Source organism: Gordonia sp. LMA167 (assembly GCF_058130025.1).
Map to the genome: position 1 here is coordinate 5,920,550 of NZ_CM176708.1, position 12,660 is coordinate 5,933,209.

Annotated in this window: 11 protein-coding genes; 5 read left to right on the top strand and 6 right to left on the bottom strand. The window is 67.0% G+C overall.

Annotated elements, in window-relative coordinates:
• The first annotated feature begins 8 nt into the window (after nucleotides 1-8).
• Entirely contained in the window at nucleotides 9-308 is a 300-nt protein-coding gene (locus ACVT6V_RS26560) for a hypothetical protein (protein ID WP_489897051.1), read from the top strand.
• A 6-nt stretch (nucleotides 309-314) separates the two neighbouring features.
• Here ACVT6V_RS26560 and menD read toward each other — a convergent pair whose 3' ends face one another.
• Complete coding sequence (menD, locus tag ACVT6V_RS26565) at nucleotides 315-1,988, bottom strand: 2-succinyl-5-enolpyruvyl-6-hydroxy-3-cyclohexene-1-carboxylic-acid synthase (RefSeq protein ID WP_489897052.1); 1,674 nt, start codon at nucleotides 1,986-1,988, stop codon at nucleotides 315-317.
• An 84-nt stretch (nucleotides 1,989-2,072) separates the two neighbouring features.
• Here menD and ACVT6V_RS26570 point away from each other — a divergent pair, with 84 nt between their 5' ends.
• The 3 genes from ACVT6V_RS26570 (at nucleotide 2,073) to ACVT6V_RS26580 (ending at nucleotide 5,425) form a co-directional block, all read left to right on the top strand.
• Nucleotides 2,073-2,690 carry a class I SAM-dependent methyltransferase gene (locus ACVT6V_RS26570; RefSeq protein ID WP_489901028.1) on the top strand — a complete coding sequence of 206 codons (618 nt, stop codon included), beginning with the start codon at nucleotides 2,073-2,075 and terminating at the stop codon, nucleotides 2,688-2,690.
• Between the two features lie 326 nt (nucleotides 2,691-3,016).
• Nucleotides 3,017-4,108, top strand: a complete 1,092-nt coding sequence (locus ACVT6V_RS26575) for an AbrB family transcriptional regulator (RefSeq protein ID WP_489897053.1) — start codon at nucleotides 3,017-3,019, stop codon at nucleotides 4,106-4,108.
• Between the two features lie 45 nt (nucleotides 4,109-4,153).
• Nucleotides 4,154-5,425 (top strand): saccharopine dehydrogenase family protein, encoded by a 1,272-nt coding sequence (locus tag ACVT6V_RS26580; RefSeq protein WP_489897054.1) that lies wholly within the window; start codon nucleotides 4,154-4,156, stop codon nucleotides 5,423-5,425.
• Between the two features lie 428 nt (nucleotides 5,426-5,853).
• On the opposite strand, the gene ACVT6V_RS26585 is transcribed toward ACVT6V_RS26580, so the two are convergent.
• The 3 genes from ACVT6V_RS26585 to ACVT6V_RS26595 all read right to left on the bottom strand — a co-directional run bounded on the left by ACVT6V_RS26585 (nucleotide 5,854) and on the right by ACVT6V_RS26595 (nucleotide 8,553).
• Nucleotides 5,854-7,647 (bottom strand): hypothetical protein, encoded by a 1,794-nt coding sequence (locus ACVT6V_RS26585; protein ID WP_489897055.1) that lies wholly within the window; start codon nucleotides 7,645-7,647, stop codon nucleotides 5,854-5,856.
• A 63-nt stretch (nucleotides 7,648-7,710) separates the two neighbouring features.
• Nucleotides 7,711-8,361 carry a PaaI family thioesterase gene (locus tag ACVT6V_RS26590; RefSeq protein ID WP_489897056.1) on the bottom strand — a complete coding sequence of 217 codons (651 nt, stop codon included), beginning with the start codon at nucleotides 8,359-8,361 and terminating at the stop codon, nucleotides 7,711-7,713.
• A gap of 24 nt (nucleotides 8,362-8,385) precedes the next feature.
• Entirely contained in the window at nucleotides 8,386-8,553 is a 168-nt protein-coding gene (locus ACVT6V_RS26595) for a hypothetical protein (RefSeq protein WP_489897057.1), read from the bottom strand.
• 129 nt (nucleotides 8,554-8,682) lie between these two features.
• Here ACVT6V_RS26595 and ACVT6V_RS26600 point away from each other — a divergent pair, with 129 nt between their 5' ends.
• The gene (locus tag ACVT6V_RS26600; protein ID WP_489897058.1) at nucleotides 8,683-9,660 is read left to right on the top strand and encodes a 1,4-dihydroxy-2-naphthoyl-CoA synthase; all 978 of its coding nucleotides are present in this window, start codon (nucleotides 8,683-8,685) and stop codon (nucleotides 9,658-9,660) included.
• 306 nt (nucleotides 9,661-9,966) lie between these two features.
• Here the strand turns inward: ACVT6V_RS26600 and ACVT6V_RS26605 are convergent, their stop codons facing one another.
• Nucleotides 9,967-11,157 carry an EAL domain-containing protein gene (locus ACVT6V_RS26605; RefSeq protein WP_489897059.1) on the bottom strand — a complete coding sequence of 397 codons (1,191 nt, stop codon included), beginning with the start codon at nucleotides 11,155-11,157 and terminating at the stop codon, nucleotides 9,967-9,969.
• A 105-nt stretch (nucleotides 11,158-11,262) separates the two neighbouring features.
• Nucleotides 11,263-12,645: an exopolysaccharide biosynthesis polyprenyl glycosylphosphotransferase gene (locus ACVT6V_RS26610; protein WP_489897060.1), complete on the bottom strand. Its 1,383-nt coding sequence runs from the start codon at nucleotides 12,643-12,645 to the stop codon at nucleotides 11,263-11,265.
• Between the last annotated feature and the right edge of the window lie 15 nt (nucleotides 12,646-12,660).

The window sequence follows — 12,660 nt, forward strand, 5'->3', positions numbered from 1 at the left end:
GATTCAACGTGTCCAAGATCCGGGGTCAACTCCCAGGCGAAGCGCGCGCCAGGCTCATGAATTTGTTCGATTCCGCCACGCCCGCTGCGGACGGCAACGCCGGGTTCGGTACCGGAGCAACACTGGCTGCATTCGCCGAACGCTTGCGATCAGAATTCGACGTAACGATCAACGATCTCCAGTCGACAGGGCAACGTATCGTCGGCGCGGCCGCCAACATCGAGAATACTGACAACGACACAGCTGAGGGGATCAGCCGCATCGTGACGGCGCTGAACGGGCTCGGCAACCAACCCTCGGTCGGCTGAACCCCGCTATCGCACCCGCTCCCCGATCGCCGCATGCACGGCCCGCAGCCGCTCCCGATCGGTGATCACCTCGATCACTTCGAGTCCGCCTTCCGGAGCCGGCTCGGCCAGCACCGCGGGCAGCTCGCCGATCGTCACCCGCCGGTGCGCCACCCCGAAACCGGCGCACATCGATGCGAGGTCGGTGCGATGCGGGGTGCCGAAGACCCGTTCGTAGGCTCCCGCGTACGGTCCGCTGTTGAACCGCGGGTCGCCCTGTTCGAGCAGCCCGAAGATGCCGCCGCCGTCGTCGTTGGCGACCACGATCCGCAGCGAGGACGGGCGCGGTTCGCCCGGCCCGACCACCAGCCCGGTGGCGTCGTGGATGAAGGTGAGGTCACCCATCAGGGCGATGGTGTGCGCCCCGGGCGACGACCGGTCGAGCGCGAGCGCGGCGCCGATGGCCGTCGAGGTGGTGCCGTCGATGCCGGCCACGCCTCGGTTCGAGAGCACTCGCACGCCGTCGGTGACGCGGCCGGCGAGCGCGACGTCGCGGATCGGGTTGCTGGCGCCGACGACCAGCTGATCGCCCGGCCGCATCGCCGCACTCACCACCCGCGCCACATGCAGGCCCGTGGTGGCGGCCGGGTCATCGAGCAGGCCGTCGAGTTCCGAATCGACCACACCGAGGACCCGCTGCTGCACCTCGGCGCATTCCTTGAGCCAGTCCTCGCGGGGCTCGCCGGTCGGCTCCACCCGGGTGCCGGTGGCATAGACATTGCCGGAGACGTCGGGCCAGCGCGGGCCGGTGGTCAGCGCGTAGACGCGGACATGCGGGTCGGCGAGCAGCCGCGACACCCCACGATGCAGTGTCGGGCGACCACAGATGATCGCCTGCTGCGGGCGGATCGAATTCAGTGCTAGCGGGTGCAGCGGCGTGTGGGCGTGCGGTGCGGTCGGTTCGGCGACCGTCGGGATGCCATCGAGCGCCGGGTGCACACCCGCGCCGTGACCGGAGACGACGACCGTGTCCAGCGAGAGGTCGATCGGTAGGGGGACGTCGAGTTTGCCGACCGGGGCCTGCGTCCACGGCAGCCCGTCCGGGCGGCCCGCGAAAGTCCCGAGGTCCTCATCGGGAGCCCCGGCGGCGTCGGGGACGAGCGGTTCGCGGAGCGGGATGTCGAACTGGACGGGCCCCGCGTTGCCGGTCCGCGCACCCCGCGCGGCTGCCAGCACACGACCCACGGCCGACCGCCACTGACTGTTGGTGTCGAGATCCTGCTCGGCGAGGCCGAGGCTGATCGCGGCCCGCACCTGGGTCCCGAAGATCCCGAACTGTTCAACGGTCTGGTTGGCGCCCGACCCGAGCAGCTCGTAGGGCCGATTGGCACTGACCACCACCAGCGGCACCCGCGCATAGTTGGCCTCGAACACCGCCGGACCCATGTTCGCGACCGCGGTGCCGCTGGTCATCACGATCGGCACCGGCTGCTTCGACGACACCGCGAGCCCGAGCGCCAGGAACCCGGCCGATCGTTCGTCGATCCGCACATGCAGGCGCAACCTGCCTTCGACGTCGGCGGCATGCAGCGCGAACGCCAGCGGCGCATTGCGCGACCCCGGGCACAACACGGCCTCGGTCACGCCGCACCGGATCATCTCGTCGACGATGACCCGGGCCTGCAGTGTCGAGGGATTCATCCCTCCAATGTAGGACGGCGTCAAATGTCCTATGCATCGCGTAAGGACATGGTGCTCGTCACACCGATGCCGCAAAATGGACACATGGGGTTCTACGACGACCGAATCCTCCCGCACGTGATGAACTTCATGTGCGGCATGAAGGCGGACTTTCCCTATCGACGACGAGCGTGTGATGGCTTGACGGGCGAGATCGTCGAATTGGGATTCGGCTCGGGCCACAACGTCCCCTTCTACCCCGACACGGTGACACGCGTGACCGCCGTCGAACCATCGGACGGCATGTGGAAACTCGCCTCCGACCGCGTGGCCGAATCGACAGTGACCATTGACCGGGGCGGACTCGACGGCCAGCGCCTGCCCTTCGAGGACAACACCTTCGACGCCGCGCTGTCGACGTACACCATGTGCACCATCCCCGACCTGCCCGCTGCCCTCGCCGAGATCAAACGGGTCGTCAAAGATGGCGGCACCCTGCACTTCCTCGAGCACGGCATCGCCCCCGACGAGAAGGTGCGCAAATGGCAGTACCGCCTCGATCCCCTCGAGGTGCGTATGGCGGGCGGCTGCCACTTCACCCGTGACATCAAGGCCGCGATCACCGACGCCGGGCTGACGATCACCGACATCGACCAGTTCTACGAGCCCAAGGCCCCCAAGTTCGTGGCTGCGCTCTCCCTCGGCGTCGCCCGGGTGGGTTAGCCCCCGCGGTCTCGATACGCCCTCGGCTGGCGCCTCGGGCTACTCGACCCGCAGAGACGGCCGCTGGTCGAGTAGCCACCGCGGCACCCCCCTCGCTGGTCGAGTAGCCACCGCGGCGCTAGCCGAGGCGGCGTATCGAGACCACCCCCTCCGCTGGTCGAGCAGCCACCGAGACACCCCTCTCCGCTGGTCGAGTAGCCACCGAGGCGCTAGCCGAGGCGGCGTATCGAGACCACCGCCAACCAACCACCGCCACCCGCCTCCGCAAGACACCACCCACCAACCCGCCCCAGCACCACCGCCCGCCGCAACTTAGGGTGGACCGAGTGCGTCGTTGGGTACTGCTGGCTGTCCTCACCGCGGCCGCGACCTATCTCCTCGAACTTCTCGATGTGGACGCAGCCGCGCTGTTCGCGGGCCTCGTCGTGGCCGGTGCACTGGCCATCGCCGGATTCGCCCCGCGCCCCCACGGATCGCATGAGCGCGCCGACGACCCCACCGACGAACCGGCACCACCGCCGATCCCCCGTCCCGCGATGCACGCCGCGCAAGGCGTACTCGGGGTGTTCATCGGCACGATGGCCGACCCGGAGACGCTGTCCGGACTGGGGTCGTCGTGGTTCCCGGTTCTGGTGATCGGCCTCGGCACCCTGGCGATGTCGGTGCTCGGCGGCCTGCTGCTGGGCCTGCATCGACTGGTCGATCCGCTCACCGGCTCGCTGGCCCTGGTCGCCGGCGGCGCGTCGGGACTCGTGGCCCTCACCCGCGAACTCGGCGGCGACGAACGGATGGTCGCGGTCATCCAGTACCTGCGGGTCGCACTCGTCACCATCACCATCCCGCTGATGGCGTCGGTGGTGTTCGATGCGACGTCGACATCGGTGGAGACCACCCCGCCCAGCGTCACCGACCAGCTCTGGGGCCTGCTGCTACTGGCGGTCTGCCTCGGCATCGGCATACCTCTCGGACGACGCCTGCATCTGCCCGCGGCCGGTCTGCTCGGTCCGATGGCGGTCTCGACGATCGCCGAACTCACCGGTCTCGCCGGCGACGCCGCCGTCTCGACGATCCTGCTGACCATCGCCTACGCGATCATCGGCTGGCAGGCCGGACTCGGGTTCACGATGGAACGACTGCGGGCCATCGGCCGCGTGTTGCCAGCGGCACTCGTGCTGATCCTCGCCATCGGGGTCGGCTGCGCGTTGTTGGGTGTGGCGCTCTCGGCGTGGACCGGCGAGTCGATGTTCGACTGCTACCTGGCCACCACACCCGGAGGTATCTACGCGGTCCTCGCCGCGGCCACGGCCGCGGGCGGGAACGTTGCGTTCGTGGTCGCGGCCCAGATCCTGCGTGTGCTGCTGATGTTGTTCGTCGCGCCGTTCGCAGCCCGTGCCGCCGCCCGCCGTCTCGCCCGCTGACCGCGCCTCTCGACCCGCCGACGCCACCTGTCTAGGGTTGAGGTCATGAACGGGGAGGCAACACCATCGAGCAGCCGCGAGTTCGACGTCGTCGTTTTCGGCGTCACCGGATTCGTCGGCGAGCTGACCGCGAAATATCTTGCCGAGCACGCGCCGCGCGGCACCAAGGTCGCGCTGGCCGGGCGGTCGGAGACCAAGCTGGCCGCCACCCGCAAACGGCTCCCGGCTCGGGCGCATGACTGGCCCCTGATCGTCGCGGACTCCTCGTCACCGGCGTCGCTAGACGCCATGTGCGCGCGGACCCGGGTCGTGTGCACCACCGTCGGCCCGTACCTGCGCTATGGGGAGGCGCTGGTGGTCGCGGCGGCAAGCGCCGGCACCGATTACGTGGACCTCACCGGTGAGGCACCATTCGTGCACTTCTCCATCAACAAGGCGCACGAGACCGCCGTCGCCACCGGCGCCCGCATCGTCCATTCGTGCGGATTCGATTCGGTACCTTCCGATCTCGGCGTCTACGTGTTGTACAAGAAGATCTCGGACGACGGCGCCGGCGAACTCACCGACACCATGTTCATCGTCAAGAAGTTCAAGGGCGGCATCTCCGGCGGCACCTTCGACTCCGTTCGGGTCATCGCCGAACAGTCCCGCGACGCGGAGACCAGGCGGTTGTTGCTCAACCCGCACTCACTGTCCGGGGAACCCGGCAAGACGCCCCGGCCGTCCATCTCGTCGGAACCCAGCGACATGTCGATGGTCAGTGCCAAGAAGGTCGATCCGTCATTGCGGGGCACGCTGGCGCCGTTCTTCATGGCATCGGCCAACACCCGGATCGTGCGGCGCAGCAACGTGCTGCTCGACAACGCTTACGGCACCGACTTCAAGTACGCCGAAACGATGTCGGTGGGGCAAATCCCGGGCCTGTCCACGGTGATTGCCGGTGCGGTCGCGGTCGGCACCGGAGTGTTTTTGGGCGCCATGAGCTTTGGGCCGACCCGCAAAGTGCTCGACAAGATGCTGCCGAAGCCCGGCGAGGGCCCGAGTGAAAAGGTCCGGGAGAAGGGCTCTTTCGTGACCGAGACCTACACCACCACGACCACCGGCCGCCGCTACCGCTCGCAGATGCGCATGCAGGGCGATCCCGGCTACAAGGCCACCGCGGTGATGCTCGCCGAGTCAGCGTTGTCGCTGGCACTCGAGCGCGACCGCCTGCCGAAGCTGACCGGCGTACTCACCCCCGCCGCCGCGATGGGCGATGTTCTCGCCGAACGGCTCCGCGACGCGGGTGCCACGCTGGAAGCGGTCGAGCTCACGTAGGTCAGCTTCACTCGCCCTGAGGCGCTGCCCTGAGGATGCGTCCTGAGGAGCGAGCTTGCCAGCATCACCACCGCCCCCTGAGGAGCGAGCTTGCCAGCATCACCACCGCCCCCTGAGGAGCGAGCTTGCGAGCGTCACGAAGGGAGCGAGCTTGCCAGTCACGAAGCGAGCGAACTTGCCAGCGTCACCACCGCCCCCTGAGGAGCGAGCTTGCGAGCGTCACGAAGGGCCCTTCGTGACGCATCCTCGCAAGCTCGGAGGCTCCTCAGGGACCGGTGTGGTGGCTCCCTGAGGAAGCCCGAAGCGCTAGCGAAGGGCTGTCAACCCGATCCCTGAGGAAGCCCGAAGCGCTGCGAAGGGCTGACAACCCGATCCCTGAGGAAGCCCGGAGCGCTAGCGAAGGGCTGTCACGAAGGGGCGCCCCCACCTCACACCACAATCGCACTCGCCGCGCCGATCGGCGGAATCCCGTCCTGGGGAATGTTGTCGATCGGGGTCACCGACGTCCCGTCGGGACCGCCCTGCGCCACGAACGAACCGTACAGCCGCGGCTTCCCGGCGTTCGGGCCGTCGACGACCCTCTCCCCCTGCACAGATGTCAGCGCATACGATCCCTCGGTGAGCTCGATGGTGTGCGCCTCACCGGCCTTGACGACGTAGAAGTCGGTCTGCGGGATCAGGTTCCGATCGGCGGTGCCGCTGAAGACGATGATCGCGATGTCGGCGTCGCTGTCGTTGTGGATCGTCACGCCGTCGGCGTCGGTCGAATAGTAGACACCATCGTCGGCGCTGCTCGCGCCCACTGCGCCGATCGGCCACAGGATGCCGGTGGCAAGCCCTTCCGCGGGGTCCCAGAACTTGTTGTCGGGGTCCACGATCGGGACGTCGGCGTTGCGGATCGGCCCGCCGGTCGGGTTGAAGTTGTAGCTCAGGGTCGAATCGTCTTGGACCACAACCATTCCGTAGATGATCGCACGCCCGGCCGAATCCCGTTCGCCCTGAACGACATACCCGGAGATGTCGCCACTGGTGTCGAGTGTGGTCGACTCGCCCGCCGGCACCACATAGATGCCGTCACCGTGGGGCACGTTGTACTGATCCACCGCGATGACCGCCACATCGTGGTCGGTGGTGTTGGTGAACGTGATGGTGTCGGCATCCTTGTCGTAGGTGTAGGTGATGCCGTCGGCGTCCATGATGCGGTAGTTGTCGCCGATCAGGACCTGGAAGTCGGAAGGATCGTAGTAGCGGTTGTCGGGGTCGATGGTCCACCACACGAGTCGGGCGGTGAGCACCTTGACCGCCTGTGTGATCAGCGACTGGTCACTGTCGTCGACGGCGGGCTGATCACCCAACGACAACGCGGCGACTGCCTGCGCCGGCATCGACAGTCGCTCGCCGGGGCTCAGCAGACCGAAGTAGTCGGTCCCGTCGTCGCGGCTGCGGCGGTTGAGCACCCCGGCCACCACCGCGCTCTGATTCAGGAAGACCAATCCGGCGCCACCGGAGTTGTGGGTCAGGCGGTAGAACACGCTGTCGCGATCGACCTCGTCGTCCGCGGTCGCGGGCGCCGCCACACCACGGGTGCCCGGTTCGCCGACGAACTCGTCGACCGTCGGCGCCTCGTCGATGACTTCCGAGGACGCCGTCGGCGATGCCCCACCCGACGTTGCCGTCCTGCTGACACCGTCCGGCGAATCCGCTGAATGCCGGCCGGAGGAGTCAGCGGCTCGGTGCCGGCCGGTCGGTGTCTCATCGGCGCGGTGTCGGCCGGGCGGCGGAAGATTTCCGAAGCGGGGTGTGGCGCTGGAGGTGGGCGCGGCTTCCTCAACAGTGGGCGCGCCTTCCGACCCACCCGGAGCCCGTGTCGATTCCTCGGGCGTGGCGTCCGACGATCCGGCCCCGGCGGTCCCCTCATCATCCGCCGACGACCCGCCCGCTGGCGGTACGCCCGTACCATCCGACTCTGGTTCGCCCGTACCAGGCGTTTCGGCAGGTAGCTCGGTATTTTCGGTCGCGTCGTCGGCAGGTGGCGTCGTGGGCTCTGAATCCGACGAATCGCCCTGCGCCGAGCCGGTGTTCACCTCGCCCGCCGTCGGGTCGGTGGGGATCGTCTTGCCTGCACCAGAGCCGATGGCGTCATCCGCCGCTGCGATGGCAGCGGGCGACACGATCATCAGCGCGGCGGCGATCCCGGACGACGCGACAATCCGTCGCGTCACACCCAACCTCTTCACGGACATACTTCACGATCGGGGCGGGCCGCCGAAACGTTACGAAAACGGCTACGGCTGGCCGGGATTCAGCTTGATGAACAGCGCATCCATTTCGGCACACAGTCGGTCACCGTCGTGCAGCGTGCCCTTGATGGACACCTTGCGCCCGTCGACCTTCTCGGCCCAGGTACGGCACTGCAACCCCTTGTTCAAGGGCGTGATGGATCGGTATTGCACCGTGAGATAGGCGGTGCGGCTGACACCCTGGATCGCCACCGCCGACGCGAAACCACCCAGATCGTCGAAGGCCACGGCGATCTGACCACCGTGGGCAGCGTTGTTGCCGCCCAGGTGGAAGTCGCGGAACGTGACGGTCGCGAACACCCCGTCGTCGTTGACCTGGGTGACCTCATAGGGCGGCAGGGTGATGTTGCCGCGAGCGGGCAGGTCGATGCGGGTGCCCGCCGGCGAATGCCATTCGTCGATCCGGACGGCGGCGAGCTTCTCGTTGATCCGCTCGAGGTCACCGATCAGTTCGTCGGTCAGCTCGGGGGTCGGGCACGCGTAGCGGGCGCGGTCCATGAGGGTGCGGACCTGTTCGCTGAACTCGCCGTATCGGGGGCCGCCGCGCTCGGTCGTGATGGCCGTGTGTGCGCGGAAACCACCCTCATGGGGATCTTCGACCTCGGTGGTTGTATCCGGACTGACGCCATCACTCATGCGTCAACCGTATAGAACAGACGATCAGCCCTCGCGGCCCGGCCCGGGCGGATCACCGGGGATGTTGTCCTGCAGGGGACGTGGCTGCTCGCGCTGGTCACGCAGACGCACTGTGCGAGCGATCACCAAGGCGAGCACCACCGCCACCGTGACCCACACGGTGAGGATGATCGCGGCGATGATCCAGCCCACGGCTCAAGCATGCCACCATCTACGGGGTTTCGGTCAAAGGTCGAGGTCAAAGGTAACGCCGAGTTTTCGAACTGCCGCCGCCGATGGCCGCGAATCGGGTGCGCTCAGCTGCGCACTAGGCTCATTTCCATGACTGCATCCGGCGACTCCGCGGCTCATGGCACCGACAATCCGTTCGACGCGTCCCAGTGGGCGGCGGTCCCTGCATTCGACGACCTCACCGACATCACCTATCACCGTCATGTCGGCGAAGGCCGGGCCAATGGGATCGTCCGGATCGCCTTCGACCGCCCGGAGGTGCGCAATGCGTTCCGGCCCCACAGCGTGGACGAGCTCTACCGCGCACTCGACCACGCACGACGCTCCCCCGACATCGGCACCGTCTTGCTCACCGGCAACGGTCCGAGCCCCAAGGACGGTGGATGGGCGTTCTGCAGCGGTGGCGATCAGCGCATCCGCGGACGGTCGGGCTACCAGTACGCGACCAGCCATGATTCCGATGTCGCTGCGGCGGGTGTGGAGACGGTGGACGAAGCCCGGGTCAAGGCCGAGGGCGGACGACTCCACATCTTGGAGGTGCAGCGACTCATCCGGACCATGCCCAAGGTCGTCATCGCGGTGGTCAACGGTTGGGCGGCCGGGGGCGGACACTCGCTTCACTCGGTCTGCGACCTCACACTGGCCTCGCGCGAACATGCCAGGTTCAAGCAGACCGACGCCGACGTGGGGTCGTTCGATGCCGGCTACGGCAGCGCTTATTTGGCCAAGCAGGTCGGCCAGAAGTTCGCCCGCGAGATCTTCTTCCTCGGCGAAGCCTATGACGCCGACACCATGCATCAGATGGGGGCGGTCAATCGAGTTGTCGCACATGCGGATCTGGAGAACACCGCCATCGAGTGGGGCCGCAAGATCAACGGGAAGTCGCCGACCGCGCAACGCATGCTGAAGTTCGCGTTCAACCTCACCGACGACGGTCTGATGGGCCAGCAGGTTTTCGCCGGCGAGGCCACACGCCTGGCCTACATGACCGACGAAGCCGTCGAAGGCCGGGATGCCTTCCTGGAGAAGCGGTCCCCGGATTGGGAGTCATTCCCGTACTACTACTGAGCCGGCGGGCGCACGTCACCACCCCGGCCTGAGGATGCGTCACCACCCGCACCCTGAGGAGCCTCCGAACCTGCGAGGTGCGTCACCACCCGCACCCTGAGGAGCCTCCGAGCTTGCGAGGATGCGTCACCACACGCTCCCTGAGGAGCCTCCGAGCTTGCGAGGATGCGTCACGAAGGGCCCGCCCTTCGTGACGCTCGGCTGGCGCCTCGCTCCTCAGGGACCGGGGTGGGGCTGGCGCCTCGCTCCTCAGGGACCGGGGTGGGGCTTCGCTCGCTCCTCAGAGACCGAGGCACACGACTTGATCTACCGGGCGAACGCACGCGCGGGCGCTTCGGGCCGCCCGAACAGGTACCCCTGCGCGAGGTTGAACCCGAGCTCCTCGAGCGCGGGGATCAACTCCTCGTCCTCGACGCCCTCTGCGACGATGGTGATGCCAGTCGCCCGCGCCATGTCGCAGATCGCGCGCACCACAGCCCGATTGGATGGGTCCTCCAGAAGGTGGACGATCAGTGTCTTGTCGACCTTGAGCACGTCGATCGGCAGATCCCGGACGTAGCGCAGGGCGGAGAAGCCGGACCCGAGGTCGTCCACACAGATCGTGCAACCGATCTCGTGCAGCTGCCGCACGGCGAGGGCCGCCGACGTCCCGAGCCGGACGGCCTCGTTCTCTCGCACCTCGATCCAGACCCGGTCCGGACGAACGGCGTACGTCCTGATCAATCCGTCGACGTGATCGGCGATTCGCCCGTCCCATAATTGCTGGGACGACAGGTTGATCGTCAGAAACGCCTCGTCACCCAATGCGGGGGTGATGTCAGTGGACAGGGTGCGGATCGCGTCACCGATGGCATGACGTCCGATCGGCACGATCAACGACGTGTCCTCCGCCACGGCAAGAAAGACGTCCGGGGTCAGCAGTCCGGATTCGGTGTGCCACCGGAGGAGTGACTCGTAGCCGACGACCCGACGACTGGGCAGCTCGACGATAGGTTGGTAGTGGAGTACGAAATCGTCCTCTACCGATTGGGTCAGTCGCCGCGCGACCTCGATCTCGTCGCGGACAAGCGTAAGTGTGGTCGGATCCGCGAACACCACGTTGTGATGTTTGGTCAGCGCGGTCGACAACGCGGCATCGGCGCAGTGCATGAGGTCGGCGGAAGTGATCGCCTCCGGCAGGTCGGCGCCCACCGCCACACCCATGCATATGTCGAGGAAGCACGCGGCACCGTCGATCTGCACCTGCTGGGCACCGAGCTTGCCCCGTACCGCCTCGATGAGACCGTCGAGGCCGTCGTAGCCCGTCGACAACCAGATCAGCCATTCGAGGTCCGCGCGCCGCTGAAACGACGCGGCGGGAATCAACGGGCGCAGCACCTGTTCGACGAATCGATCAGCGATGAGCGCCGATTCTGCACGTCCATAGGCCACCGCAGCCCGATGGTAGGGGTCTGCCGCGACCGCGATCACGGTCTCTCCGGCTTGTCCGCGATTCATCACCGACGTCCCCGTTCCCGTTTTCTAACGACCCCAGTAAACGCCAGCGTCCTTGCCACACAGTGTAGGCGCAATTGCCGCGTTTCCGGCGAACGTGTTTGTTGGTCAGCCTCCGGTGCCGCGAAGGACGGTGCCGAGCGTTCGCACGATGATCTTGATGTCGAGCCACACGCTCCAGTTCTCGATGTAGAAATTGTCGTAGAGTGCCCGGTCGGCGATGCTCGTATCCCCACGGAGCCCGTGAATCGCGGCCCATCCGGTCAAGCCGACCTCGACGCGATGTCGATCCCGGTAGCTGGGTATCGAGGTCTCGAACTGCTCGACGAAGTGGGGCCTCTCCGGCCGGGGGCCGACGATCGACATGTCGCCGCGCAGCACGTTCCACAACTGTGGCAGCTCATCCAGCGATGTCTTACGGATGAACCGCCCCACCCTGCCGATCCGGTCCTCCTCGGAGGGCTGCCATTCGGAGTCCGACGACGACTCGGGCACCGGACGCATGGAGCGGAACTTCAGGAGATCGAACAATCGGCCGCCCCGTCCGATCCTTCGCTGCCGAAAGATGATCGGCGCCGAAGGATCTGACGCATACACCGCGAGCGCGACCGCAGCCATGACCGGACTCAATAGCACGAGCGCAACACAGACGACGCTGACGTCGAAGACGCGCTTGAGCTTCCAATACCAGGTGCGCAGCGCGTCCCGGCGCATCCTCACGAGCGGGATCGTGTGGATGCGGTCCATATCCTGATTGAGAGAGACGAACTCGAACAGCCGCGGGACGATGTAGATCTCGCAGTCGAGTTCGTCGCACTCGCGTAGCGGGGTGACCAGCCGCGAGTCCGGCGCCGAGCTGAACGCCACAAGCAGTGTGTTGATGCCGTGCGCTTTGACCTTGCTGCGGATGTCGACGATGCCGCCCTCGATGGGCACTCCGGCCGACGCGAGTTCTGGCAGCGGGTCATCGCTCACTGCGAGCACCACATCGAGTCCTAGTTCAGGATGGGACCGGGTGCTCGAGATCAACTCGGCAGCGACGACGCCGCCGCCGATCACCGCGGCGCGCATCCGTTGCTTCGCAGAGGACCGACGTCGACCGCGCATAACCGCGAAATAGACGACGCGGACGACGAATAGGGCCGCGAAGACGAGGACCGCGTAGTACGCAGCGCGCATCATCGTCACCCCCGGGCGCGCGATCGTGAACAGCACCGCCGACGTGATCACCGACCACGCGGCGAGCCGCGGGAGGTCGTCGAGCGCCGACAATGTCAACCGCGCCCGGTACAAGCCGGCCATATCCAATACCACGAGCGTCACCACGACCCCGACAACGCCGACCACCCTGCCGAGGGTGCCCTCATCGCCGTTGGCGACGATGGCGATGAGTATCAGCAGGACGCCGTCGAGACCGACCAGCACGGGGTCGGTGCGGTTGCGGGCAATGGCCCAGCGACGACCACCTCGTTTGACTGGAGTTGAGACCATCGGGGAGCTCGTTCT